This is a genomic window from Geodermatophilus aquaeductus (genome assembly GCF_900182545.1).
GTDB classification, from domain to species: Bacteria; Actinomycetota; Actinomycetes; order Mycobacteriales; family Geodermatophilaceae; genus Geodermatophilus; species Geodermatophilus aquaeductus.
Genome location: NZ_FXTJ01000007.1, coordinates 252,069 through 276,886 on the forward strand (window position 1 = coordinate 252,069; position 24,818 = coordinate 276,886).

Below are 24,818 nucleotides of genomic sequence, written 5' to 3' on the forward strand. Positions count from 1 at the left end.
GGTTCCGTCCGCCCCCGGGAGGTCAGACGCCGGTCAGCTCGCGGGCGGCCGGGGCCGCCGTCGGCAGCGGCCCGTGGTCGTGGGCGGGAGCCGGCTGCGGCCGGCCGAACAGGTAGCCCTGGGCGTGCGAGCAGGCCAGGTCGCCGAGGACGGCGTGCTGCTCCGGCGTCTCCACGCCCTCGGCCACGACCTCCAGCCGCAGGCTCCGGGCCAGCTCGATGATCGAGGCGACCAGCGTCGTCGAGCGGCCCTCGCTGCCGAGGTCCTGCACGAAGCTGCGGTCGATCTTGACGATGTCGGCGGGCAGCCGGCGCAGGTAGGACAGACTGGAGTAGCCGGTGCCGAAGTCGTCGATGGCGATCCGGACGCCGAGCTCGCGCAGCGCCCGCAGCTGGTCGACGACCTGGTCGACGTCGCGCAGCAGCACGCCCTCGGTCACCTCCAGGGTCAGCTGGTCGGCCGGCAGGCCGGTGGTGGTCAGCACGCGGGCGACGAGGTCGACGACGTCGTCGTCGGCCAGCTGGCGTGGTGAGAGGTTGACCGCGATCGCGATCGGGCGACCGGCCTCCGCCGTCCAGTCGGCGGCCTGGCGGACGGCCTGCTCGAGCACCCAGCGGCCGATCTGCACGATGACGCCGCTCTCCTCGGCCAGCGGCACGAACTCCGCGGGCGGCACCAGACCGCGCTCGGGGTGGTGCCAGCGCAGCAGCGCCTCGTAGCCGGTGGTGCGGCCCTCGGCCAGGGCGACGGTCGGCTGGTAGTGCACCGCCAGCTGGCCGGCGGCCGTGGCGACGGTGAGGTCCTCGAGCAGCGTGGCCTTGTCCTCGGCGGCCTGCGCCATGCCCGGCACGTAGCGGACGAGGCGGTTCTTCCCCAGCGACTTGGCGCGGTACATGGCCAGGTCGGCGTTGCGCAGCAGGGTGCCGGCACGGCGGTCGTCGGCCGTGGCGGTGTCGGCGATGCCGATGCTCACGTGCACGGCCAGCGGGCGGCCGCCGACGTCGACCGGCTCGGCCATCGCCGCCAGCACCCGCTCCCCCACCGCGGTCGCGACGTCGGCCCCGCCGTCGACGACGACGGCGAACTCGTCCCCGCCGAGGCGGGCCACCTCGTCGCCGAGCCGGGTGCAGGCCTGCAGCCGCGCGCTCACCGTGGCGAGCAGCTGGTCTCCGGAGGCGTGCCCGCGGGTGTCGTTGACGTCCTTGAAGTCGTCGAGGTCGAGGAACAGCACGCTCACCGGGCCGCTGCGGCGGGCCAGGAGCCGGTCGGCCGTCTCGACCAGCAGGGTGCGGTTGGCCAGCCCGGTCAGCGGGTCGTGCAGGCCCTGCTGCTCGTTGAGCCGCCAGGAGGCCAGGTGCGCCAGGCTCGCGGCGAGCACCGCGGCACCGTGGATGCCGGCCCACAGCCACGGGTCGGACCAGGCCGCGCCGTGGTCGAAGACGTGGTGCGGGAACAGCGCGCCGAGCGCGCCGTGGTGGACCACGACGACGGCCAGGGCCAGCCCGAAGGGCACCCAGCTCTGGTACAGCGAGACGATCCCGATGACGACGAAGAACGCGAAGTGCGCCTCGGTGAGCCCGTCGAGCAGGTGCACCAGCAGGACCGACGCGGTGAGCAGGCTGACCGTCGTCCCGGCGGCCCGCAACGACCGGCCGGCGCCGGGCAGCAGGCTGAACGCGAGCGGGTAGGCGGTGGCCGCGGCGGCCGCCAGGACGGCGGGAGCGCTCCAGCCGACGCCGAGGGCCAGCAGCCCGGTCCCGGCGGCCAGGGCGGCGGACAGCCACAGGATCCTCCGGTGCCGGCGGCCCCAGATCTCCTCCGGCAGCAGCCGGCCCTCGGGCAGCAGGGCGTGCAGGCGGGCCAGGAGGCGGAGGTCCATGCCCCGCTCATCGGCCACTCCCGTTGCGCACGACAGGACCGCGCGGCACCCGCTCACCCCCGTGGGTTATCGCCCCGGTCCCGTTCCGCCCGGCACGGCGACCGGCCGAGCGTGTGCCGGGCGCGCCCCGGGTAGGCCGGACGCGTGCGAGCCATCACCTACACCCAGCCCGGCGGCCCCGACGTCCTGCAGCTGACCGACCGCGCCATCCCGGAGCCCGGACCCGGCGAGGTCCTCGTCCGGCTCGCGCTGGCCGGTGTCAACCCGACCGACTGGAAGTCGCGCAGCGCGACGCAGCCCGGTCCCGGCGGCCAGGTGCCCGGCCAGGACGGCGCGGGCACGGTCGAGGCGGTCGGGCAGGGCGTCGACCCGGCGGTCCGCGGCGAGCGGGTCTGGATCTGGGAGGCGGCCTGGCAGCGGCCCTGGGGGACGGCCGCGGAGTACACGGTCGTCCCGGCCCGCCAGGCCGTGCCGATGGGCCCGGTCCCCTCGTTCGAGCTCGCCGCGGCGCTCGGCATCCCGTTCCTCACCGCGCACCGCTGCCTGACCCTGGGTGAGTCCGTGCCCGACCGCATGGGCCCCGGGTCGCTGACCGGGCACACCGTGCTCGTGCAGGGCGGCGCCGGCGCCGTGGGCAACGCGGCGATCCAGCTGGCCCGCTGGGCCGACGCCACCGTCATCGCCACGGTGAGCAGCCCGCGCAAGGCCCAGCTCGCCGCGGCCGCCGGTGCCTCGCACGTCGTCGACTACCGGCAGCAGGACGTCGTCGCGGAGGTGCGCAAGGTCGCGCCCAAGGGCGTCGACGTCGTCGTGGAGGTGTCCGCGGCGCGCAACGCCGCCGTCGACGCGCAGGTGGTCGGCATGCACGGTGCCGTCGCCATGTACGCCGACGACGGCGGCGCCGAGGTCACCATCCCGGTGCGCGCGCAGATGGCACCCAACGCGCGCTGGAACTTCGTCCTCGTCTACACCCAGCCCGAGCGCGCCAAGGTGATCGGCGTCGAGGACGTGAACGCCGCGCTCCTCGACGGCGCGCTGCGGGTGGGCGAGGAGGCCGGGCTGCCGCTGCACGTGTTCCCGCTGGCCGAGACCGCGCAGGCCCACCGGGCCGTCCAGGACGGCGCCGTCGGCAAGGTGCTCGTCGACGTCACAGCCTGAGCGGCGACCGCAGGTCAGCCGACGCCGAGGTCCTTGGCGATCAGCATGCGCTGCACCTCGCTGGTGCCCTCGCCGATCTCGAGGATCTTGGCGTCGCGGTAGAAGCGGCCGACCGGCGTCTCGTTCATGAAGCCGTAGCCGCCGTGCACCTGGGTGGCGGCGCGGGCGTTGTCCATCGCCACCTCGGAGCTGTAGAGCTTGGCGATCGACGCCTCGCGCCGGAACGGCTCGCCGCGGAGCATCTTCTCGGCCGCCCGGTAGTAGGCCAGGCGCGCGGTGGAGGCCCGCACCTCCATGTCGGCGATCATGAACTGCACGGCCTGGTTGCGGCCGATCGGGCGGCCGAACGCCTCGCGGGTGCCCGCATAGCGCACCGACTCGTCCACGCAGCCCTGCGCCAGGCCGACGGCGAGCGCGGAGATCGCGATCCGCCCCTCGTCGAGGATGGAGAGGAACTGCGCGTAGCCGCGGCCGCGCTGCCCCACCAGGTTCTCCTCGGGGACGCGGCAGTCGCTGAAGGACAGCTCGCGGGTGTCCGAGGCGTTCCAGCCGACCTTCGAGTACCGCGGGCCGACGGTCATCCCGGGCGTCCCCGAGGGGATCGCGATCGCGGAGATCTCCTTGCCGCCGTCGGGACGGGTGCCGGTGACGGCGGTGACGGTGACCAGCTCGGTGAGGTCGGTGCCGGAGTTGGTGATGAACGCCTTCGACCCGTCGACCACCCAGGAGCCGTCCTCGAGGCGCGCGGTGGTGCGGGTGGCGCCGGCGTCGGAGCCGCCACCGGGCTCGGTGAGGCCGAAGGCGGCCAGGGCCTCGCCGGAGCACAGCCGCGGCAACCACCGCTGCTTCTGCTCCTCCGAGCCGAACCGGTAGACGGGCATGGCACCGAGGGAGACGCCGGCCTCCAGGGTGATGGCCACCGAGCTGTCCACCCGGGCCAGCTCCTCGATGGCGACGCAGAGGTCGAAGTAGGTCCCGCCCGAGCCGCCGTACTCCTCGGGGAAGGGCAGGCCGAACAGCCCGAGCTCGCCCATCTGCCGCACGATCGCGGTGGGGAACTCCTCGCGCTCGTAGAAGCCGCCGATCTGCGGTGCCACGACCTCGAGCGCGAACTCGCGGACGGTCTTCCGCAGGGTCTCGGTCTCGTCGTCGAGCCGGTAGTCCAGCACGGTGTGCCCCCTGGTGCTCCGGGCCCCGGTGGGTTCGCCCCGGCGCCCGCCCGTGCGGCCCCGCCGGTCGGCCGGCCGCTGCGTCCGATGTTAACGACGGTTCACATCGGGGTCCAGTGGCGGACGAGGGTCCCGGACGGCGACGGCTAGCATCCGCGGCGTGACCGTCCGCCAGCCCGACTCGGCGCTGTCGGCCGACGCCGCCCGGCCCTCCCGGCGCGAGCAGATCCTGCGGGCGGCGGCCCAGCTGTTCGCCGAACGCGGGGCCCGGGCGGTCGGGGTCGACGACGTCGGCGCCGCGGTCGGGGTGACCGGCCCGGCCATCTACCGCCACTTCGCCAGCAAGGACGCGATGCTGGCCGAGATGCTCGAGGGCATCTCGCAGCGGCTGCTGGCCGGCGCGCGCGAGCGGGTGGCCGCCGCCGGCCCCGACCCCGCCGCGCAGCTGCGGGCGCTGGTGGCCTTCCAGGTCGACTTCGCGCTGGACAACCCCGCGCTGATCACCGTCCAGGACCGCGACCTCGGCTCGCTGCCGCCCGAGGACGCCGCGGCGGTGCGGCGGCTGCAGCGCCGCTACGTGGAGGTGTGGGTCGACGTGCTGACCCGGCTGCGTCCCGAGGAGGGCACCGACGCCAGCCGCGCCCGCGCCCACGCCGTCTTCGGCCTGGTCAACTCCACGCCCCACAGCGCCGGACGGCTGCCCCGGGCGCGGATGGCCGCACTGCTCGCGGCGATGGCCGAGGCCGCCGCCACCTCCCCCGCGTAGGGCGGGTCAGCCGGCGACCGGGTCGGGCATCGGCAGCCCGAGGCCCGTGCCGGCAACCAGGTCGAGGTCAGCGGTACCGGCCTCACCGGGCGCGACCCACGAGGTCTCGACGATGGTGACCAGCGGCCCCTCGGCGGCGCTGGCGTACTCCGCCCCCGACAGCCCCTCCGGCGCGCCCGGGTAGCTCAGGCCCTCGCGCAGCAGGTCGCTGACGTTGCCGCTGCCGTTGCGGTCGGCCAGATCGCGCAGGTCCCGGGCGCCGGCGGAGTCGCCCATCGCCACCGACGACACCGCGACGACCACGGCGCGCCCGTCGACGTCGGTCGACCACAGCGCCCGCGCCAGGCCGGCGCAGTCGGTCCGCTCGAAGAAGTCGGCGACGGCGCCGTAGGAGTTGCCGACGCAGGTGTCGTCCACCTGCACCTGCTCGAGGGTGAAGGCGCGGCCGTCGAGGACGGTGCGCTCGCCGGGCTGCGGGCCCACCGGCTCCGGGGCCGCCGACGACGTCGGCGCGCTCGACGGCGCGGCGGCCGAGGCACCGCCGCCGCCACCGGTCAGGCTCGCCACCGCCACCACCGCGACGACGACCAGCGCCAGCGCGGCCACGGCGAGCAGCACCAGCCGGCGCCGGGCCTCCGGGGACCGGCGGCGCGGGCCGACCAGCGGGATCGGCGGCGGGGGCGGGACGGGCGCGGGGTGCGCGACGGCGGGCTGCGCGACGCCCGGGTGTGCCGGGACGGGCTGAGCGACGGCGGGCACGGGCGCCGGTGCATCGGGGCCGGCGTCGGTGTGGGCGCCGCCGAACAGGCCGCCTAGGCCACCGGTCTCGTCGACGGGCGCCTCCACGGCGCTCGCCCGCACGCCGCCGCCGGACTGCTCGGCGGGCGCGGCGAAGCGGGCGGTGGCCGGGTGCGCCGGCGGAGCGGGGGCAGGCACCGGCGCCGGGGCAGCGGGAGCGGGCGCGACCAGGCCGGCCGCGGCGCGGGCGGCGGCCTCCTCGTCGGCGCGGATCGCGGCCGCGGCCACGGCGGCGGCCGCGACCGGGTCGACCAGCGGCCCGGCCGGCGCGGACGCGAAGCGGTGGACCGGGATGGCCACCGGCGCCGGGGCGGGCGCGGGCGCCGGGACGGCGCCACCGGCCGAGGCGGCCATCGCCGCGGGCGCGAGCAGCTCGCGCTTGCGCAGCACGTAGGGCGAGTACGGGAAGCCCTCGCCGTTGAGCTCCTCCACCGACGGCCCGCGGCCCTCGAGGCCCAGTGCGGTCAGCGCGGCGCGCACGTCGGCGGTGGTCCACAGCCGGGGGTTGTCCACCCCGGCGTAGCGGGCTGCGCGCGAGATGCCGAGCAGCAGGGAGCGGGACTCCAGCAGCGCGACCTGGTCGCCCTCGCCGAGGTCGCCGTCGGCCGGGACCAGGCCGGTGAGGTCGCCGACCAGCACGGTCAGCCGCGCGATGCGGCCGGGCTCGAGGCCCGCGCGGCGCAGCCGCACCGCGGCGTCCATGCCGGCCCGCATGAGGCCGTCGAGCGGCGTCGAGCCGCCGCCGGACAGCTGCAGCACCTCGCCGGGACGGGCGCCCGGGCCGATGGTCCAGGAGCCCTCCGGGGTCGCGGTGACCACGCCGGACTGCCGGACCACCTCGACCACCCGCACGACGGCGAGTCCCTCGGGCACGAAGAGGACGGCGTCGGAGATGCGGCGCTCCATCGGCCCGTCGACCACCGGGATGGAGGCGACGACGGCGCCCCGGACCGCACCGCCGCGGTCCCAGCGAGCCAGCTCGGCGAAGAGCGCGCGCTCCCCCGCCGTCTGCGGCGGCACGGGGGTCAGGGGCAGCACGTGGTCCTCCGGGAGCGACTGGGGTGCAGGGGAACTCGGTGTGCGCGGTGGTGTGCGCGGTGGTGTGCGCGGTGGTGTGCGCGGTGGCGCGCGCGACGGTGCGCACGGAGCGGCCCCGGTTCGGGGCCCGGGCAGGCGGCCGCGACCGACGTTACGTCAGGTGACGGGCCGGTCCGGCTCGTCAGCGGGACGACGCGCCGCCGTCGGCCGTCGCGCCGGCGAGCGCGGGCTCGGCCTCGGCACCCGGCTCGACCGGACGGCGCCAGCCCGCGAACCAGGTGCTGCGGGCCAGCACGTCGACCGCGGTCCACAGCACCGTGAACGCGGCGACGACCAGCGCGATCGACCACCACGACCAGTCCCAGGGCGGCAGGATGCCCGCGGCGTCCTGCAGCCACCCGGCGACGTAGACCAGCGCCGCCGTCGCCGGGGCGGCGCTCCAGCCCGGCAGCCGGAAGGTGACCGCCAGGTCGATGCAGACGGCCCCCACCAGCAGGACCAGCGGCAGGACCGAGGGCGGGAAGCCGGCGGCGACCAACCCGACCCACATGAGCGCGCGGTAGGCGAGGTACGTGCCGGCGATGAGGGTCGCCGTCCAGCGCAGCCCGACGACCTTGCGCGCGACGACGAGGGAGAGCAGGCCGGCGCAGAGGATCCACGCGGGATGCACCCAGGCGGGCACCGGCAGCATGAACATCGTGGGCGTCTGCCCCTGGGAGGCGGCGAAGTCCAGCAGCTGCGGCTCGGCCGTCGTCTGCCCGGCCTCGTAGGCGCGCAGCGACAGGACGCCGTACTCCTGGTGCTGGTTGGGGAAGACGACGTTCTCGGCGAAGAACAACCACAGACCCAGCGAGACGAGGTCGCGGACCCGGCCGGGCGCGGCGTACAGCCACCAGCCGCGGATCGCGCCGGCCAGCATGATGGCCGTGCCGATGTAGAGCAGCGCGTGGCTCGGGCTCCAGCTGGTGATGTCCAGCCCGTTGATCCGGTGGTTGAGGATGTCGATCGGGATGGCGATGAGGAACGTGCCGATCCCCCACTGCATCAGCCGCAGCGCCCGGCGGTCGACGCCGTAGCCGCTGTAGCTGTGGAAGACCACCAGCGCGATGACGACCGCGGTGCCCGCCGAGTTGAGCAGGTGCGGCGGCGCCAGGTCGTCGCGCAGCCAGCGGAAGTGCCAGGAGACGTCCCACGACGAGCCCAGCATCTTGAGCAGGAAGGCCCCGAGCCACGCGGTGTAGATCCAGCGCAGCTCGGTCTGCGGGGTCGGGCGCCCGGGGCGGCCCGGCGTCATGTGGGCGAGCCACAGCCAGCGCACGAGCGCGACGGGGTGCCGGAGCCCGGCGGCCAGCGAGCCCGGCGCCGGCGGCACCACTCGGGCGCGCGCGGCAGGGGCGGCGGGGTGGGGCACGGGGGGACTCCCAGGGATGCGGGGCGGGATGGCCCGAGACTAACGGCCGCCGTCCCGGAAACCGACCCCCTGAGTGGCGCCGGTGTGGCGGGTGCGGTAGTGAGCGGGCACGCGAGGCGGACGGGACGGGCGGGACGTAGGGTCCTCCGACGTGGCGGACGCTGGCGGGCACCTGGTCTGGATCGACTGCGAGATGACCGGGCTGGACCTCACCAAGGACAAGCTGATCGAGGTCGCCGTCGTCGTGACCGACTCGGAGCTGCGTGTCCTCGACCCGGGCCTGGACCTGGTGATTTCCGCCGACGACGCCGACCTCGAGGACATGGCCGACGTCGTCACCGAGATGCACGCGAAGTCCGGCCTCACCGAGGCGGTGCGCTCCTCGACGCTCACGGTGGCCGAGGCCGAGCAGCAGCTGCTCGCCTACATCAAGCGGTGGGTCCCCGAGCGGCGCACCGCTCCGCTGTGCGGCAACTCGATCGGCACCGACCGCGGCTTCCTCGCCCGCGACATGCCCGAGCTCGACGACCACCTGCACTACCGGATGGTCGACGTCAGCTCGGTCAAGGAGCTGGCCCGCCGCTGGTTCCCGCGGGTCTACTTCGCCCAGCCGTCCAAGGGGCTGGCGCACCGGGCGCTGGCCGACATCGTCGAGTCCGTCCGTGAGCTCGCCTACTACCGCCGGACGCTGTTCGTCGACGGGCCCGGGCCCTCGACGTCGCAGGCGCAGCGGGCGGCCGGTGAGGTCGTGGCCGGCTTCGCCGACGTGCTCGCCGCCGCCGACGCCACCCCGCCCGCGGGCCCGCCGGCCGAGGACACACCCCCGGCTGCGTCGGAGGCCTGACCGGCTCCGGTATCCTCGGTCCCGTTCCCGGCGCGCTCGCGCTGCCGGGTGCGCGCGGTGGGTGTAGCTCAGCTGGTAGAGCACCAGGTTGTGATCCTGGGTGTCGCGGGTTCGAGCCCCGTCACTCACCCCATCCGGAGAGGCCCTGGTCAGGCGACTGACCAGGGCCTCTCTGGTTCCCGGCCCGGGCTGGGAGGCACGGATCGCGCCCGACACACCCCCCGCGGCGAGGCCCGGCAGGTCATCGGCATGACCACCATCGGCGTGCTGGACGTCGGCTGCCGTGGGGGACTCATCGCAGCCAGCGGTGCAGCGACTTGCGCCCGGCCGCCTTCCAGGCGTCGTCGAAGTGCTTCTCGGACTGCTCCGCTCTGGTCTCCTCGAGCGCGTGCAGCCGCCCGTAGAGGAAGGCGGCACGGGTGCTGGTGGTGGTCAGGGCCAGGTCGCGCAGCCGTTCCCGGGTGAGCACGGAGTCCTGGTGCTCCCCCAACGCCTCCTGGACCGCCTCCATCGCCTGCGCGAACGCGGTGGCGTCGGCACCGAAGACTCGGCTGACCGACTCCCCGGCGTAGCGGGCGGCCTTCGCGGCCTTGCGGGCGTCGTGCAGCAGCTCCTCCCGCTCGGCGCCGGCGGGCCGGGCAGCGGCGTCCTCGACGAGGCGGCGCACGCGGGCATGGCTGCGGGCCACCAGCCGCGGCAACACCTTCCCGGCGCGGGCGCGGGCGCGGTCGGTGAACGGCGGTGAGGTGACCAGTTCGTCGAGGCTGGTCAGCAGGCGGTGGTAGCGGTCGCCGTCCAGCTCGGCGAGCACCCTGTCGTGGGCGCCGCGATAGGCAGCGCCCAGCTCCGCGCCGGCGACCTCGCCGGCCGGGCCGGGCTCGACGACCGTGTCCTCCGCCTCGACGGCCCGGCTGACCCGGTCGCGCATCACCTCGGCGTCCCGCGCCGCGCCCAGCTCCCCGGCCAGCCACTTGAGCTCCCCGCGCAGCGGTCGGGCCACCTCGGCAGCGAACAGCGGCTTGAACGTGGTCAGGGCGCTGCGCAGCCGCCGGGTGGCGACCCGCATCTTGTGGACGGCGTCCGGGGCGTCCAGGCGCACCGGCAGGTCCTGCGACCGCATCTGCTCCACCTGCTCGCGGACGTGGGTGAGGACCACGTCCCCCGCCGCCGACCGGCTCGTGGGCTTCGCCGGCTTCCGTTCCGGCGGCCGGACGCGCTCGTCCCCGTCCAGCACCTGGGCGAGCGCCGATGAGGGTGCGGTCTCCCGCAGTCCCCGGGCGCGCAGGTCGGCGTCGACGGCGTCGAGGAGCTCGGTCCGGCCGCCGACGAGTTCCACGTCGATCTCGCGCCAGGACGTGACGGCGCCGGCCGCGTCCCCGCTGCCCTCGGTGGGCCGCAGCCGGCGCGCCTCGACGCGGTCGTCGGCGACCCGCATCAACACCTGCCCGGTCGCGTCGACCAGCCGGCGCACCGTCCGGTCGGTGACGCTCGCAGCGACAGGTCGCAACGGGGCGCTCCTGCTGTGGGCCCAGACCATGTTCCGCAGCGCCTCGGGCACGGTCCGGGTGGCGCGGCCCAGCGGCAGGCGCACCTCCGGGCGCGTGCCGGTTCCGGCGGGGACCTCGAGGAGCCATCCGGCGTCGTCGCCGCCGGTACGGCGGCGCAGGGTCACCCCCGCTGTCCCCAGTCGGAGGTCCGCGGTGTCGAACCAGGTCGCTTCCAGCCGCTGGTTCACCGCCTCGCCCTCGGCGACGGGGGCCGCCGGGTCGATCGCCGTGTCGCGGCCCTCTGCGGGTGCGGCCACCAGGTCGGCCAGGCGCGGCAGCTCGAACGACTCGTCCGCGGCGTACTTCTTCACGGCTGCGACATGGACGGCATCCATCTGGGAGGTGTACCTCGCCGGAGCGCTGCGAACCGCAGGCTGCATCGTCACCAGGGCGACCGGCTGTGGCGCCTGATCGTGCTGACCGATCCGGGCCTCGCCGGGCCCCGGAGGTCGGCCGGCCGCCGTACTCGTCGAGGTGCTGTCGGCGGCATCTCCTACCGTGCAGACCGTGCCCCAGGACCCCGAGTTCGTGGTGCCCGCACCGGTGGAGGCCCGGCCGGTGCGGTTGTCCCGCAGCGGGCCGCAGAGCCGGCTCGACCAGCGCACCGGCGCCCGGCTCGACGCCGCCCTGCTGTACGCGCGGATGGCCGAGGGCCACCCCGCCGCGATGACGGTCGCCCACCGCTTCATCGACGCCTGGCAGGAGTACCTGCGGCACGCCCTGCCCCTGCTCGCCGGCGCTCTCCTGCCGCTGTCCGGCACCGCACCGGAGACCGACACCGGCGACGTCGCCGCGGAGTGGGCCCGGCTCAGCTGGACGGTGTGGAACCTGTGGCCGGACACCGCCGACGACATCCGCGCGACCGACCAGGCCATCGCCCGGCTGGAGCGGGCCTCCACCGCGGCCGCCGTCGACGTCGCGGCGGTGCACCGCGAGATGCTCGCCGTCGACGAGTTCCTCGGCGGCCTCGAGGCCCGCGCGGACGCCGCGCTGGACGGCGGGCGCGACGGGGACCGGACGATCGGCTGACCGCCGGCGCCGACCGCGGTCACCGTGGCGACCCGGTCGCGACCGGGACGCCGCCCGGGGGACGGCTAACCTGGAGGTCCGCCGGGCCATCTGGCCCGGGACCGGCCTCACGCGCGGGTCCGAGCTCCGCCACCCGCCCGCCAGGGCCCCGCCGACCGGGGCCCCCTCGTGTCCTGAGCACCACCCCAGGGAGACCCAGCATGACCACGACCGCCCCGGCGCGCCCCGACGACGCAGGCCCCGCGCCGGCCGACGTCGTCGCCGAGGCCGCGCGGCGGCGGACGTTCGCCGTCATCAGCCACCCCGACGCCGGCAAGTCCACGCTGACCGAGGCACTGGCCCTGCACGCCCGGGTGATCGGCCAGGCCGGCGCGGTGCACGGCAAGGCCGGCCGGCGCGGCACGGTGTCGGACTGGATGGACATGGAGAAGGCGCGCGGGATCTCCATCACCTCGGCGGCGCTGCAGTTCTCCTACCGCGACACCGTGGTCAACCTGCTCGACACCCCCGGGCACGCCGACTTCTCCGAGGACACCTACCGGGTGCTCACTGCCGTCGACGCGGCGGTGATGCTCATCGACGCCGCCAAGGGCCTCGAGGCCCAGACGATGAAGCTGTTCGCCGTCTGCCGGCACCGCGGCATCCCCGTCATCACGGTCGTCAACAAGTGGGACCGCCCCGGCAAGGACGCCCTGGAGCTGATGGACGAGGTCGCCGAGCGGACCGGGCTCACGCCCACCCCCCTGACCTGGCCGGTGGGGATCGCCGGCGACTTCCGCGGCGTGCTCGACCGGCGCGACGGAAGCTACCGGCGCTACACGCGGACCGCCGGAGGCGCCACGGTCGCCCCCGAGGAGGTCCTGCCCGCCGACGCGGCCGCCGCGCGCGAGCCCGACGCGTGGCCGCAGGCGCTCGAGGAGGCCGACCTGCTGGCCGCGACCGCCGGCGAGCACGACCAGGACCTGTTCCTGTCCGGCGTCACCACCCCGGTGCTGTTCGCCTCGGCCATCTCCAACTTCGGCGTCGGCGCGCTGCTCGACGTCCTCGTCGACCTCGCCCCCGCGCCCGCCGGCCGGCCCGACACCGACGGGGTCCCCCGGCCGGTCGAGGCACCGTTCAGCGCGTTCGTCTTCAAGGTCCAGTCGGGCATGGACGCCGCCCACCGGGACCGGCTGGCCTACATCCGCATCTGCTCGGGCGTGTTCGAGCGCGGGATGGTGGTCACCCACGGGCCCACCGGGCGCCCGTTCGCCACCAAGTACGCCCAGCACGTGTTCGGCCGCGAACGGGAGAGCATCGACGTCGCCTACCCCGGCGACGTCGTCGGGCTGGTCAACGCCTCGGCGCTGCACGTCGGGGACACGCTGTACGCCCAGCAACCGGTCGCCTTCCCGCCGCTGACCACGTTCGCGCCGGAGCACTTCGCCGTCGTCCGCAGCCTGGAGACGGCCAAGCACAAGCAGTTCCGCCGCGGGATCGAGCAGCTGGAGTCCGAGGGCGTCGTGCAGGTGCTGCGGTCGGACCGGCGCGGTGAGCAGGCGCCGGTGTTCGCCGTCGTCGGCCCGATGCAGTTCGAGGTGGCCACGCACCGCATGGAGCACGAGTTCCACGCGCCGGTGCGGCTCGAGCCGCTCCCCTACTCCCTCGCCATGCGCACCGACGAGGCCTCGGCCCCGCGGATCACCGCCACCACGGGCACCGAGGTGATGCAGCGCAGCGACGGCAAGCTGCTCGCCCTGTTCACCAACAAGTGGGTGATGGGCATCGTGCGCAACGGCAAGCCCGACCTCACCCTCGAGCCGCTGGTCGCCGCCCAGCTCGCCTGAGCGTCCCGGTGTGACCCGGGTCGCACGCCGAGGCCCGATGTGCTGCGATGCAGGTGGGGACACCGACGAGCGCACCGGGAGCCCACGTGGATCGGAGTCAGCACACCGTCGCGGTCATCGGGGCCGGGACCATCGGACTGTCGTGGGCGGCGCTGTTCGCCGCGCACGGTCACACCGTCCGCGTCCAGGACCCGCGGCCGGGCATCGGTCCCGACGTCGAGGCGGCGGTGCGCCACCTGACCCGGCTCCAGCCGCAGACCGGGGACCCCGCGGACCTGCTGACCCGCATCGAGGTCGTCGACGACGTCGAGACCGCCGTCGCCGGTGCCGACGTCGTCCAGGAGAACGCCCCCGAGCGGCTGCCGCTCAAGCAGGAGTTGTTCGCCCGCATCGAGGCCGGGGTCGGCGAGCGGACGCTGATCGCGTCGTCGACGTCGGCGCTCATGCCCAGCGACCTGGCGCGGGAGATGCGCACGCCCGAGCGGCTGCTGGTCGGCCACCCCTTCAACCCGCCGGAGGTGCTGCCCCTGGTCGAGGTGGTGCCCGGCGAGCGCACCGCGCCCTGGGCCATCGAGACGGCGGTCGACTTCTACCGCTCGGTGGGCAAGAAGCCCGTCGTCCTGCACCGGGAGATCAACGGGTTCGTGGCCAACCGGCTGCAGTCCACGCTGTTCCGCGAGTGCGTGTGGCTGGTGACCCAGGGGATCGTCACCGCCGCGGAACTCGACGAGATCGTCACCGAGTCGATCGGCCCGCGCTGGGCGACGGCCGGCCCGTTCGAGAGCTTCCACCTCGGCGGCGGCCCGGGCGGCATGCGGCACTTCCTGGAGCACCTGGGCCCCGGCATGGCCCGGCGCTGGAAGATCGTGGAACAGCCGGAGCTCGACGAGGCCACCAAGGAGCTGGTCAGCGGCCAGGTGGAGGAGCGCTTCGCCGGGCGGACCTACGAGGACCTGACCGAGGCCCGCGACCGCGCGCAGCTGGCGGTCATCCGTGCCCGCGACGAGGCGCGCGACCAGGCCCCGGGCGAGGAGGGCTGATGGACGCCGAGGAGGTCCGCCGGCAGGCGACGACTCCCCTGGGCGCCCCGGCCTACCCCCCGGGCCGGTACCGCTTCACCGGCCGCGAGTACCTCAACATCCTGTACCGCACCGACGCCGAGGCGATGCGGCGCGTCGTCCCCGAGCCCCTGACGGTGGGCGACCCGCTGGTCAAGTTCGAGGTCATGCGGATGCCCGACGTCGCGGGGCTGGGGTCGTTCACCGAGTCCGGGCAGGTGCTGCAGGTGCAGTACGAGGGCGAGAGCGCCGACTACCTGCACGCCATGTACGTCGACAGCGTCGCCTCGATCACCAGCGGCCGGGAGATCAGCGCCTTCCCGAAGAAGGGGGGCACGCCGTCCCTCTACGTCGACTCCGACACCCTCGTGGGCACGTTGGACTACGGGACGCTGCGGGTGGCCACCGCGACCATGGGCTTCAAGCACGCGCCGATGAGCGACGAGGACGCGATCGCCGAGATCGGCCGGCCCACCTTCGGGCTGAAGATGCTGCCCGGCTACGACCGGCGCCCCCGGATCCTCGAGCTCGTCCGCAGCCAGATCACCGACATCACCGTCCGCGGCGCCTGGACCGGGCCGGCCCGGCTGCAGCTGTTCGAGCACGCGCTGGCCCCGCTGGCCGACCTGCCCGTGCGGGAGATCGTCTCGGCCAGTCACATCCTCACCGACCTGACGCTGGGCCGGGCGAGCCTGGTCTTCGACTACCTGAAGGACTGACGGCGCGGAACGGAGGCACGGCGATGGTGGCACCGCTCGAGGGCGTGCGCGTGGTCGAGGTGGCCAACTGGATGGCCGCCCCGGGAGCCGCCGCGCTGATGGCCGACATGGGAGCCGACGTCGTCAAGGTCGAGCCGCTGCGCGGGGACGCGATGCGCGGGGCGACGCGGCAGCCGGAGGTCCCCGAGGGCGAGGCGCCGATCGACGCCGCCTTCCACATGGACAACCGCGGCAAGCGCAGCATCGCCGTCGCGCTGAACGAAGCGCAGGGCGCCGACCTGGTGCGGCGGCTGGCCGCCCGCGCCGACGTCTTCCTCTGCAATCTGCTGCCCGCCCGGCAGTCCCGCTTCGGCCTGGACGCGCCGGCCCTGCACGCGCTCAACCCGCGGCTGGTGCACGCCACCCTCACCGGCTACGGCCCCGGCGGGCCCGACGCCGCCCGCCCCGGCTACGACCTCACCGCCTTCTTCGGGCGCGGGGCGGTCCTCGACGCGATGAGCGAGCCGGCCAACCCCGCGCCGCCGCGGCTGCGCCCGGCGCAGGGCGACCACACCGCGGCGCTGGCCCTGTTCAGCGGGGTCCTGGCCGCCCTGCGGGTGGTCGAGGCCACCGGCGAAGGGCAGGTCGTGGACGTCAGCCTGCTGGGCGCCGCCGCGTGGACGATGTCCAGCGACCTGTCGGCCACGCTGATCGACGGCGTCCGGCCCACGCCCCAGGGGCGGGTGGCCCGGCCGCACGCGCTGCACGGCGGGTTCCGGTGCGCCGACGGCCGCTGGATCCTGCTGTTCATGCCCGAGCCGCGCTGGTGGGCGCCGTTCTGCGAGGCCGTGGGCCACCCCGAGTGGGTCGAGGACGAGCGCTTCGCGAGCTGGGCCGGTCGGGCGAAGAACATGCCGGAGCTGACCCGGCTGATGGACGAGGCCTTCGCCACCCGGCCCCTGCAGGAGTGGTGCGCGCTCTTCGACGAGCGGGGCTTCATCTGGGGCCCGGCGTCGACCGTCTCGGAGTTCGCCGCCGACGAGCAGGCCGCCGCCGACGGGCTGTTCCCCGAGATCGGCGACGCCTCCGGCCGGCGGTTCCGCACCGTGCGCGCGCCGCTGCGCCTGCAGGGCGGTGACGTCGGCCCGCGCGGGCCGGCGCCGGCCATCGGCGAGCACACCGAGGCCGTCCTCACCGAGCTCGGCGTGGGCGGGGACGAGCTCGCGGCCCTCGCCCGCGACGGCGTGGTCGGCCTGCCCGGCTGAGGCCCTCAGGCCAGCCCGTTCACCGACACCCCGGCAGCGCGCAGCTCCTCGACGCCGGTCAGCCGCGCCGGGTCCGTCTCGTCCAGCCCCAGGTTCACCAGCGACCGGACACCGAGCAGCGGCGTGAGGTCGGTCAGCGGGTTGGCGCCGAGCAGGAGCTCCTGCAGCAGCGGCGCGCCGGCCAGGCCGCGCACGTCGGTGATGCGGTTGCCGAAGAGGTCGAGGACCAGCAGCGTCGGCACGCTCCCGAGGGGCGCCGGGTCGGCGATGGCGTTGTCGGCCAGCCGCAGGGTGTCGAGGGTCGGCAGGCCGGCCAGCGGCGAGACGTCGGTGATCGCGTTGCCGGACAGGTCCAGCGTGCGCAGCGCGTCGGCACCGGCCAGCGGGCCCACGTCGGTGACCTTCGCGGCGGCCACGCCGAGGGTGGTGAGCGTCGTCGTCCCGGTGAGGGGCGTCAGGTCCCCGACGGGGTTCTGCGAGAGGCCGAGGTCGGACAGCGGGAGCCCCTCCAGCGGGGACAGGTCGGCCACCTCGTTGTCCGTGAGCGTCAGGGTCCCCAGCCGCGACAGCCCGGCGAGCGGCGCGAGGTCGCTGATCTCGTTGCGCGGCGCGTCGAGGGCGCTCAGCGCCGTCAGCCGCTCGACGCCCTCGAGGGAGCGGACCGGGCCGAGCGGCGACGTCTGCCCGTCGCAGTGCAGCTCCTCGATCGCGCCGAGGTCGGCGTCGGAGGCGGCCGCGCCGGCGTCGGGCAGCCCCGCCGCAGACGCCACGCAGGCGGCCAGCGCGGCGTCGGCGACGACCTCCTGCACGGGCCGGGCCGGTCCGCCGGGCGGGGACGCGGCGCAGCCGGCGGCCGCGGTGAGCAGCACGAGGAGCGCGCCGGCCGTCCTGGTCCGGTTCCGGTGGAGAGCGCTCCGCACGGCTCCGGAGGCCAGGTCGCGTCCCGGCCCCGTCCCGCCGACGCGCCGGGCCAGGATGGGGGCAGCCGACGGGAGGAGGAGCCGTGGACGCCTCCGGGAGCGGCCGCCGTGGGACGCGCGACCCGGTCGACACCGGCTGGGACCGCGACGGCGAGGCCGACCACCGCGACCACGCCGCGCGGGAGCGCGACCGCGTCGCCGAGGAGCGCGACGAGCGCGCCATCGACCGCGCCGTCGCCGCCGGGCGCCGGGACGCGGGGAACGGCCTGGAGGAGGCAACCGACCGGGACGCCGCCGACGCCGACCGCCGGGCGGCGGCCCGGGACCGGGCGGCCGCGGCCGCCGACCGGGACGCCGCGGCGGGCGACCGGGCGCTGGCCCGGGCCGAGCGGGAGCAGGCCGCGGTGGACCGGGCCCGGGAGGACTGAGCGCCGGAGGACGCTCAGCTCAGCGTGCCGGTGCGGATGACCTCCTCGGCCACCAGGCGCAGCTTGACGTTGCGGCGGCTGCTGGAGGCCTTGAGCAGCTCGAAGGCGGCCTGCTCGTCGACCTTGCGCAGCGCCATGAGGATGCCGATGGCCATGCCGATGCGGCGGTTGCTCTCCAGCGCGATCCGCAGGTGGGTCATCTGCTCGTCCGCGGCGAGCAGGTTCTTCTCCATGCGGGCCATCTGGTCGGTGGCCCGCGCGAGCGCGCTCGTGACCGCCTCGGCGGTGGGCGGGCCCACAGGACGCGGACGCCCGGCGGGGCGTGCGCCGGGATCCGTCGGCTCCTGCTCCGCGGGCACGTGGTCAACCACCGGTGGATCTCCGTGGCGGGAGGGGGCACGGGGCCGCTGTACCGGTGCCGGGGTTGGACACCAGGTCGTCGTCCCCGACCGTATCGGACGGCGGTCCGCTCAGGACGTCCCCTCCGGTTCCGGCACCGGACGGTCTAGGGGGTGGGCCCGCTCGTCGGCCGGGAGCCGGGCCACGACGAGGGTGACCGCGGCGAGCGCCGGCGGCACCAGGCCCGCGACGAGGAAGACCGCGGGCAGCCCCACCGCCTCCCCCAGCGGCCCGGCGGCGGCCACCGACACGGGGACCAGGGCGCCGGAGACGACGAAGTCGAGGCTGGACACCCGGCCCAGCAGCGCCGGGGGCACGCGGCGCTGCAGCAGGGTGCCCCAGATGGTCATCCCGCCGTGGATGCCGGCGCCGGCGAGCACGGCGGCGCCGACCACCACCGGCACCGACGTCGCGACGCCGAGGACGGCCAGCGGCAGGCAGCCGGCGGCCCACAGCGCCGTCGTCGCGGTGAGGTAGCGGCGCGGGAGGGGACGTGAGGCGACGGCGAGGGCGCTGAGCGCACCCCCGACGCCGAAGCCGGCGAGCACCACCGCGTGGTCGACCGGACCGCCCCCGGCGCGCTCGCGCAGGACGAAGGGGGTGAGCACCTGCAAGGGGCCGGTGGTGACCAGGAGCATCAGCGACCCGAACAGCAGCGTGGCCAGCAGCCAGCGCGTGCGCAGGAGGAAGGCGAACCCCTCGCGGAGGTCGGCCAGCAGCGCCCGCGCCGGGTGCGCCGGGCCGCCCGCCGCACGGTGCACGGGCAGCCGCGGGAGCCCGAGGACGCAGCCGAGGGCGGCCAGCGACGCCGCGGCGGTGGCCAGCAGCGCGGCGCCCGGGGACGCCGCGGCCACCAGCAGCCCGGCCAGCGCGGGACCGGTGACCTGGTAGAGCAGCGGCCGCATCGCGCCCTCGAGCCCGTTGGCGGCCAGCAGCTGCTCGGGCGGCAGGAGGGCCGGCACCAGCGCGGAGTAGGCCGGGTAGTGCAGGCCGAGCGCGACGCCGCCGAGCAGCCCGGTGGCGGCGAGCACCGGCAGCGGCAGCGCGCCGGCCAGGGACAGGCACGCGGCGAGACCCACCGGCACCGCCGAGAGCAGGGTGACCACCGCGAGCAGGGAGCGCTGCGGGACCCGGTCGGCCAGCACCCCGCCGGGCAGCGCCATGGCCAGCGTCCCGACCGCGGAGGCGCCGGTCACCAGCGACAGCTCGGCGGGGCCGCCGCCGAGGGCGACCACCTGCCAGACGGCGGTCACCGCCCACGAGCCGTTGGCCACGAGCGACAGGGCCAGCGAGAGCGCCAGCCGGCGGTAGGCCGCCGACCGCAGCGGGGCCAGCGCCCGCGGGGACGCGGTCACCCGGCCATGCTCCCTCGCCGTCCCGGGCGGCCGGCCGGCACCCGGTGACACGCCCGGGCCGGTGGTGCCGGGCATGGGGACGGCCGCTCGCGGGCACCCCCGTCCCATGGGGGACTGGCGTGAGCAGCTGGACGGCCTGCCCTTGCAGAGCCGCCTCAAGGCCCTGCTCGTCTACGAGCTGGCCTCGGACCGGGTGCCGGGGCAGCCGCTGGACGTGACGACCGCGGCCGTGCGGGCCGTGGCGACGGCGGAGGGCCTCGACACCGGGCAGCCGTGGATCGACGCGGCCGCCGCCCGGATCAGCGCGGGACCGCTCGGGAGACCCGGGGCCTGACCCGCCTGCGCCCGGTGGGGCGGTTGGGACGCCTGCGCCGCCGGGATCCGGACACGCACGGTGCCGGTGCTGGCCCGGCGTCGCACCGCCTCGGACCCTGGTCCCATGACCACTGCCTACTCCTACGGGACCGCCCACGCGGTCGTGATGGTCGGCTCGGTCGGCAGCCCCGACGGCCTGCAGCCCCGGCAGATCGGACCGGCGCACGCCACGATCGGCCGGGTCACCGGGCGCAGCCGCAAGTCGCTGTGCGGCGCCTACGTGGCCGTGGACGAGCAGACGGTGTGGCCCCCGGAGGAGTACGAGGACTCCCAGCTGTGCGCCGAGTGCGCCGAGCTCGCCCGCCTCTGACTCAGCCGCCGGCCACCGAGGGCAGCACCTGCACCACCGCACCGGCCGGCACCGGGGTCGCCAGGCCCGCGGCGAAGCGGACGTCGTCGCCGTCGACGTAGACGTTGACGAACCGGCGCACCGCCCCGGCCTCGTCGCGGATCCGCCGCTCGAGGACCGGGTGGGTGGCGGCCAGCACGTCGAGCAGCCCGGCCAGCGTGCCGTCGGCCGGGTCCACCTCCAGCCGCCGCGCGCCGCCGGCCAGATCGGCCAGGACGCCGGGCAGCAGCACCTGCACGCTCACGGCAGCACCGCCGCGCGGACGCACAGGACGTCGGGCAGGTGGTCGGCGACGAGGGTGAACGTGTCGCCCTCGTCGCGGCTGGCGTAGACGCAGCCGTCCCGGGTGCCGACGGCGACGCCGGTCGGGTCGCCCTCGTCGGCGCAGACGGCGTCGCGCAGGACCGCCGTCCAGGAGCCGTCGGGCAGGCCCTCCCCCAGCTCGGTCCAGGTGGCGCCGGCGTCACGGGTGCGGTGCACGCGCAGCCGCCCGCCCGGAGGCACCCGCTCGAGGTCGGCGACCAGCGGCACCACCCAGGCGGTGCCCGGGGTGCGCGGCGAGGCCACGACCGGGAAGCCGAAGTCGACCGGCAGCCCGCCGGCGATCGACGTCCACGACCCGCCGGCGTCATCGGTGCGGAAGACGCCGAAGTGGTTCTGCGCGTACAGCCGGTCGGGATCGGCGGCGTCGGCGGCCACCTTGTGCACGCACTGGCCGTACTCGGGCGCCGGTCCGGGCAGGAACGGCGTGGTGATGCCGGAGTTGCGGGGCTGCCACCCCTCGGCGCCGTCGTAGCTGACGTAGACGCCGCCGGTGCTCATGGCCACCAGCACCCGGTCGGTCGTGGGGTGCGGGAGGACGGTGTGCACCGCCCCGCCGCCGGCACCGGGCTCCCACTCCGGCCGGTGCGGGTGGTCCCACAGGCCGCGGACGAGGGCGAAGCTGCGGCCGCCGTCCTCGCTGCGCCACAGCGAGTGCGGCTCGCAGCCGGCTCAGACGACGCCGGGACGGCCGGCGGTGTCGGGGCGGATCTGCCAGACGCGGGCCAGCGCCGCACCCGTGTCGGCCGGGAAGCGGATGGCGCCGTCGTCGGTCTCGGTCCACGTGCCGCCGAGGTCGTCGGACCAGGTGACCGTCGGCCCCCAGTGCCCGTACTGGACGCCGGCGAGCACGCGGGGCACCGGCCCGCGGGTGTCGACGGCGACCGCCGCGACCTCCTGCGAGAGCAGGTGCGGCCCGTCGAGGGTCCAGGTGCGGCGGTCGTCGTCGCTGCGGGCCAGCCACAGCCCCTTGCGCGTGCCGATGGCGAGCAGGTCGGCCACGGTCCCCTCCGAGGGTCGGCGGGGGCCGGCGGCCCCCTCGATCCCTCAGACCGGGTCCGCGCCCGGAACTGAGCGGTGCCCGCTCAGCGGCGGGTGGCGCCCCCGGGGCCGTCGCCGGTGACCGGGGCGGACCCGTCGGCGTGCCGGCCGCCGTGCCCGTCGGCCAGCCCGGGGGCGAGCCGCTCGGCCTCCGCGCGCAGCTTCTCCGCCGCCGAGGCGTGCTCCTGGGCGGCGTCGGCCCGCTGGCGGGCCTCCTGCTCGGCCAGGCGGGTGCGCTCCTCCACCTCGGCGCGCTCGCGGCGGGCGCGGGCGGCCTGCTCCTCGGCGGCCGCCTGCTCCTTCTCCGCCTGCGCGCCGCGCAGGCGGGCCTCCTCGAGGTGCTCCCGCGCCTGCACGCGCTGCTGCTCCCGGCGCTTGGCGCCGGCCACCCTGCTGCGCTTGGCCAGCGCGAGACCGATCAGCGCGAGCACCACCAGTGCGGCCACGACGATCAGGACGATCAACCAGGTGTCCACGACGCTCCCCTTCCCAGAGACCGTCGCTGATCTTCCCGCGGCGCGGCCTCAGGAAACGGAGATCACTTCAGCGCGCTGCCCGCCTGCCACCGGTCCCACGGGATCGTCCAGTCGGCGATGCTCGAGGTCAGCGGTCCGGCGTCGGAGTTCTGGATCTCGACGACGTCGCCGGGCTGGGAGAAGTCGTAGAACCAGCGGGCGTTCTCGGTCGAGAGGTTGATGCACCCGTGCGAGACGTTGGTGTTGCCCTGCTGGGCCACCGACCACGGGGCGGCGTGCACGAACTCGCCGCTGTCGGACAGCCGCACCGCCCACTGGACGGGCGTGCGGTAGCCGTCGGGACTGTCAACCGGGACGCCGTAGGTGCTGGAGTCCATGACCCGGTCGGCGTTGAGCTCGGTGACCACGTGCGGCCCGTTGTAGCTGGGGTTGTCCGGGCTGCCGGCGCTCATCGGCCAGTCCTGCACCAGCCGGTCGCCGTCGTAGACCTGCATGCGGTGGGTCGAGGCGTCGGCGACCGAGACGTGCCGGTCGCCCACGTGGAAGGACACCGTGCGGTCCTTCTCGCCCCAGACGCCCTCGCCCATGTCGACGCCGTAGAGGTCGGCGTCGACGGTGACGTCGGTCTGCGCCGGCCAGTACTGCGAGGGCCGGAAGTGCACCTCGGTGTCGCTGATCCAGCTCCACACGCCGTCGGTCGGGGTGGAGCTGGTGACGCGCAGGTGGCTCTCGACGGCGGCCTTGTCGACGACCGGCTGCTCGAAGTAGACGCGGATCGGCATGCCGACGCCGACGGTCTGGCCGTCCAGCGGGCCGATCGAGGGCGTGGTCACCGTCTCGGGGGTGGCCGTGGTAAACGTGCTGGTGGCCTCGGCCGGCTCGTCGTCGGCGCCCTCGGCCGTGGCGGTGAGCGTGTAGGTGGTGCCCCAGGCCAGCGGCTCCTGCGGCGTCCACACCTCGGTGCCCTCGGTGGCGCCGTCGGTGAGCTCCCCCGGCACGTCCGCGCCCGCGCCGTCGCTGACGCTGACGTCGGTGAGCTCACCGTCGGTGACGGAGATCTCCACCGGGTCCGCCGGGGCGACGTCGGCCGCTCCGTCAGCGGGCGCGAGCGAGAGCTGCACGGGCGCGGGGGGCGCCGAGGACGAGGCGCTCGACGAGGCCGACGACGCCGACGAGGACCCCCCGTCGCTGCCGGTGCACCCGCTGAGCAGGGCGAGCGCCCCCAGCGTGACCAGCGCAGCTGTCCGTCGCACCCTCGTCGTCCCCTCGTCCCCGCACTCCGGCCCCGACAGAGGGCACGGCTGTATCCCCACCAGTGTCCACGCTGAGCACGGAACCGGGCCGTCCGCCGCCCGGGGACCCCCGGGCGGGACGCTGCCGACCGCTGGTATCGTTCTCCCTCGGAACCCGGTCCGCCGGGAGACACGCGCCATTAGCTCAATTGGCAGAGCAGCTGACTCTTAATCAGCGGGTTCGGGGTTCGAGTCCCTGATGGCGCACTTCCACTACCTTGATCGCCCCTCTGACCAGCACTTCTATGCGCGAGGGGCACACTCGCCGGCGGTGGCCGACGCGCCGAGCCACGGAAAACCCATCGAAAACCCTGGCCGTCCGAGCGGCGCGCCCTCACGACCCTGCGGACGCGCGAACGGCGGGGACCCGCCCTCGCCGTCACTGCGTGGGCTGAACGATCGCCACCTCCTGCCGCTCCCCGCCCGCACCAGGATGCCGGCTGCCTTGGTCGCCGGAAGGGCGCTCCGCGTCCCTACGGGATGGGCCTCCGGACCACCCTTCCCCCGACCTGCTCCAGCCGGCGTCGCAGCGGTTGTGGATAGCAGTCGGAGAGTCTGGGCCCGCACGCTGATCGACCTCTCGAGCCTCGACGCCTCGCGGGTGTGATGCCCACCGACGGGGGCGTCGCCCACCCTTGGCTGAGGACGTCCATCGACCCAGACGACCTCGCCAGCGCCACCGCCGGCGTGCGCCCAGAGGCCCACCTCGGGCTGGTCCGGCGGGCCTACCAGATCGTCTCGCCCAGGTCGAGCTCGGTGATCCTCCGGTCGCGGTTGACCAGCGGGAGGTCCAGCGCCATCCCGGCTGCGCCGATGAAGCGGTCCCAGGGATCGCCGAGCACCTCGCGTGCGATCCGCTGGAACGCGGCTGCGACCTCCAGGGACAAGGCGGGGCCTCCAGTGCAGAGCCGGGGTCGTCGAGTAGTGCGACGAGGTCGCCCAGTTGGTCATCGGTGAATGCCTGGCGCGTGCGGATGACGCACCAGAGATCGACGATCGAGGCGACGGAGACGATGACGCCGTCGGTTGCCGCTGCCTCCTCGAGGGCGTCGAGCGCCGCGGACGAGAGTCGTCGGTCTGGATCGTCGGGGAGATCCCGGATCAGCGCGTGAGTGTCGGCTACGACCCTCACCGGGGCGGCGCCCGACGCGATGATCACGGGCTGGCGCTGCCGCCCGTCATGCAGTCCTCACCCATGGGGGCAGAACCAAGGCACTGGAGGAGAACTGGAGATCTTCGGCCCTCCAGGCCGTCGTGGCCGCCTACGGCGGTTCACCTACCGGCTGCTGACCGAATGGGCGACCGACCAAGTGGCCGAGTTCGAGGCTGGCATCGGCGACGGCGACCAACAGTCGGCCGAGCTGGTCATGCGGGTT

25 protein-coding genes and 2 tRNA genes are annotated in these 24,818 nt (G+C 75.5%); 13 read left to right on the plus strand and 14 right to left on the minus strand.

The genetic code is table 11. The features are described 5' to 3' along the window. Positions 1-22: 22 nt before the first annotated feature. Positions 23-1,879 carry a putative bifunctional diguanylate cyclase/phosphodiesterase gene (locus tag FN207_RS17985; RefSeq protein WP_142459814.1) on the minus strand — a complete coding sequence of 619 codons (1,857 nt, stop codon included), beginning with the start codon at positions 1,877-1,879 and terminating at the stop codon, positions 23-25. 144 nt (positions 1,880-2,023) lie between these two features. Between FN207_RS17985 and FN207_RS17990 the strand changes: the two genes are divergently transcribed. After that, the gene (locus FN207_RS17990) at positions 2,024-3,037 is read left to right on the plus strand and encodes an NADPH:quinone reductase (protein WP_142459815.1); all 1,014 of its coding nucleotides are present in this window, start codon (positions 2,024-2,026) and stop codon (positions 3,035-3,037) included. Between the two features lie 14 nt (positions 3,038-3,051). Here FN207_RS17990 and FN207_RS17995 read toward each other — a convergent pair whose 3' ends face one another. Next, the gene (locus tag FN207_RS17995) at positions 3,052-4,206 is read right to left on the minus strand and encodes an acyl-CoA dehydrogenase family protein (protein ID WP_142459816.1); all 1,155 of its coding nucleotides are present in this window, start codon (positions 4,204-4,206) and stop codon (positions 3,052-3,054) included. 160 nt (positions 4,207-4,366) lie between these two features. Between FN207_RS17995 and FN207_RS18000 the strand changes: the two genes are divergently transcribed. Next, on the plus strand, positions 4,367-4,972 hold the full coding sequence (locus FN207_RS18000; protein ID WP_221888270.1) for an SACE_7040 family transcriptional regulator: 606 nt from the start codon (positions 4,367-4,369) through the stop codon (positions 4,970-4,972). Between the two features lie 6 nt (positions 4,973-4,978). Here FN207_RS18000 and FN207_RS18005 read toward each other — a convergent pair whose 3' ends face one another. Both FN207_RS18005 and FN207_RS18010 read right to left on the minus strand, forming a co-directional pair. Next, entirely contained in the window at positions 4,979-6,808 is a 1,830-nt protein-coding gene (locus FN207_RS18005) for a hypothetical protein (RefSeq protein WP_142459817.1), read from the minus strand. 181 nt (positions 6,809-6,989) lie between these two features. Next, positions 6,990-8,219, minus strand: a complete 1,230-nt coding sequence (locus tag FN207_RS18010; RefSeq protein ID WP_246066151.1) for a hypothetical protein — start codon at positions 8,217-8,219, stop codon at positions 6,990-6,992. 151 nt (positions 8,220-8,370) lie between these two features. On the opposite strand from FN207_RS18010, the gene orn reads away from it, so the two are divergent. Both orn and FN207_RS18020 read left to right on the plus strand, forming a co-directional pair. After that, the gene (orn, locus tag FN207_RS18015) at positions 8,371-9,063 is read left to right on the plus strand and encodes an oligoribonuclease (protein WP_142459818.1); all 693 of its coding nucleotides are present in this window, start codon (positions 8,371-8,373) and stop codon (positions 9,061-9,063) included. 57 nt (positions 9,064-9,120) lie between these two features. Next, a tRNA-His gene (locus FN207_RS18020) sits at positions 9,121-9,196 on the plus strand. Positions 9,197-9,355: 159 nt separating this feature from the next. Here FN207_RS18020 and FN207_RS18025 read toward each other — a convergent pair. Beyond that, a complete protein-coding gene (locus FN207_RS18025) occupies positions 9,356-10,945 on the minus strand; it encodes a CYTH and CHAD domain-containing protein (RefSeq protein ID WP_185938408.1) in 1,590 nt (529 codons plus the stop codon). Between the two features lie 172 nt (positions 10,946-11,117). Here FN207_RS18025 and FN207_RS18030 point away from each other — a divergent pair, with 172 nt between their 5' ends. From FN207_RS18030 to FN207_RS18050, 5 genes are all read left to right on the plus strand, one after another. Beyond that, positions 11,118-11,639 carry a hypothetical protein gene (locus FN207_RS18030; protein ID WP_142459820.1) on the plus strand — a complete coding sequence of 174 codons (522 nt, stop codon included), beginning with the start codon at positions 11,118-11,120 and terminating at the stop codon, positions 11,637-11,639. 200 nt (positions 11,640-11,839) lie between these two features. Beyond that, the gene (locus FN207_RS18035) at positions 11,840-13,465 is read left to right on the plus strand and encodes a peptide chain release factor 3 (protein ID WP_142459821.1); all 1,626 of its coding nucleotides are present in this window, start codon (positions 11,840-11,842) and stop codon (positions 13,463-13,465) included. An 86-nt stretch (positions 13,466-13,551) separates the two neighbouring features. Further along, entirely contained in the window at positions 13,552-14,505 is a 954-nt protein-coding gene (locus tag FN207_RS18040; RefSeq protein ID WP_221888271.1) for a 3-hydroxyacyl-CoA dehydrogenase NAD-binding domain-containing protein, read from the plus strand. Next, complete coding sequence (locus FN207_RS18045; RefSeq protein ID WP_142459823.1) at positions 14,505-15,242, plus strand: acetoacetate decarboxylase; 738 nt, start codon at positions 14,505-14,507, stop codon at positions 15,240-15,242. Before FN207_RS18040 ends, FN207_RS18045 begins: the two co-directional genes overlap by 1 nt. A 23-nt stretch (positions 15,243-15,265) precedes the next feature. Next, complete coding sequence (locus FN207_RS18050) at positions 15,266-16,486, plus strand: CaiB/BaiF CoA transferase family protein (protein ID WP_142459824.1); 1,221 nt, start codon at positions 15,266-15,268, stop codon at positions 16,484-16,486. 5 nt (positions 16,487-16,491) lie between these two features. Here the strand turns inward: FN207_RS18050 and FN207_RS18055 are convergent, their stop codons facing one another. Further along, complete coding sequence (locus FN207_RS18055) at positions 16,492-17,406, minus strand: leucine-rich repeat domain-containing protein (protein ID WP_142459825.1); 915 nt, start codon at positions 17,404-17,406, stop codon at positions 16,492-16,494. A gap of 83 nt (positions 17,407-17,489) precedes the next feature. On the opposite strand from FN207_RS18055, the gene FN207_RS27345 reads away from it, so the two are divergent. After that, complete coding sequence (locus tag FN207_RS27345) at positions 17,490-17,834, plus strand: hypothetical protein (protein ID WP_142459826.1); 345 nt, start codon at positions 17,490-17,492, stop codon at positions 17,832-17,834. A gap of 14 nt (positions 17,835-17,848) precedes the next feature. Here FN207_RS27345 and FN207_RS18065 read toward each other — a convergent pair whose 3' ends face one another. Beyond that, a complete protein-coding gene (locus tag FN207_RS18065) occupies positions 17,849-18,133 on the minus strand; it encodes an ANTAR domain-containing protein (RefSeq protein ID WP_142459827.1) in 285 nt (94 codons plus the stop codon). A 171-nt stretch (positions 18,134-18,304) separates the two neighbouring features. Further along, complete coding sequence (locus tag FN207_RS18070; protein WP_142459828.1) at positions 18,305-19,588, minus strand: MFS transporter; 1,284 nt, start codon at positions 19,586-19,588, stop codon at positions 18,305-18,307. A gap of 106 nt (positions 19,589-19,694) precedes the next feature. On the opposite strand from FN207_RS18070, the gene FN207_RS18075 reads away from it, so the two are divergent. Further along, on the plus strand, positions 19,695-19,922 hold the full coding sequence (locus FN207_RS18075) for a hypothetical protein (RefSeq protein ID WP_142459829.1): 228 nt from the start codon (positions 19,695-19,697) through the stop codon (positions 19,920-19,922). Between the two features lie 105 nt (positions 19,923-20,027). Further along, entirely contained in the window at positions 20,028-20,273 is a 246-nt protein-coding gene (locus tag FN207_RS18080) for a hypothetical protein (RefSeq protein ID WP_110906319.1), read from the plus strand. A 1-nt stretch (position 20,274) separates the two neighbouring features. Here the strand turns inward: FN207_RS18080 and FN207_RS18085 are convergent, their stop codons facing one another. From FN207_RS18085 to FN207_RS18100, 5 genes are all read right to left on the minus strand, one after another. Beyond that, positions 20,275-20,556, minus strand: coding sequence for a MoaD/ThiS family protein (locus FN207_RS18085; RefSeq protein ID WP_142459830.1), 282 nt, complete (start codon positions 20,554-20,556; stop codon positions 20,275-20,277). Continuing rightward, positions 20,553-21,182 carry a WD40/YVTN/BNR-like repeat-containing protein gene (locus FN207_RS27060; RefSeq protein ID WP_246066152.1) on the minus strand — a complete coding sequence of 210 codons (630 nt, stop codon included), beginning with the start codon at positions 21,180-21,182 and terminating at the stop codon, positions 20,553-20,555. The genes FN207_RS18085 and FN207_RS27060 overlap by 4 nt, the downstream gene beginning before the upstream one ends. 123 nt (positions 21,183-21,305) lie before the next feature. Continuing rightward, positions 21,306-21,635 carry a sialidase family protein gene (locus FN207_RS27065; protein ID WP_246066153.1) on the minus strand — a complete coding sequence of 110 codons (330 nt, stop codon included), beginning with the start codon at positions 21,633-21,635 and terminating at the stop codon, positions 21,306-21,308. Between the two features lie 83 nt (positions 21,636-21,718). Beyond that, entirely contained in the window at positions 21,719-22,150 is a 432-nt protein-coding gene (locus FN207_RS18095; protein ID WP_142459831.1) for a hypothetical protein, read from the minus strand. A 62-nt stretch (positions 22,151-22,212) separates the two neighbouring features. Continuing rightward, the gene (locus FN207_RS18100; RefSeq protein WP_246066154.1) at positions 22,213-23,403 is read right to left on the minus strand and encodes a L,D-transpeptidase; all 1,191 of its coding nucleotides are present in this window, start codon (positions 23,401-23,403) and stop codon (positions 22,213-22,215) included. Between the two features lie 173 nt (positions 23,404-23,576). On the opposite strand from FN207_RS18100, the gene FN207_RS18105 reads away from it, so the two are divergent. Then, positions 23,577-23,649 (plus strand) — tRNA-Lys (locus FN207_RS18105). Between the two features lie 518 nt (positions 23,650-24,167). Here the strand turns inward: FN207_RS18105 and FN207_RS18110 are convergent. Continuing rightward, entirely contained in the window at positions 24,168-24,329 is a 162-nt protein-coding gene (locus FN207_RS18110; protein WP_142459833.1) for a PIN domain-containing protein, read from the minus strand. Between the last annotated feature and the right edge of the window lie 489 nt (positions 24,330-24,818).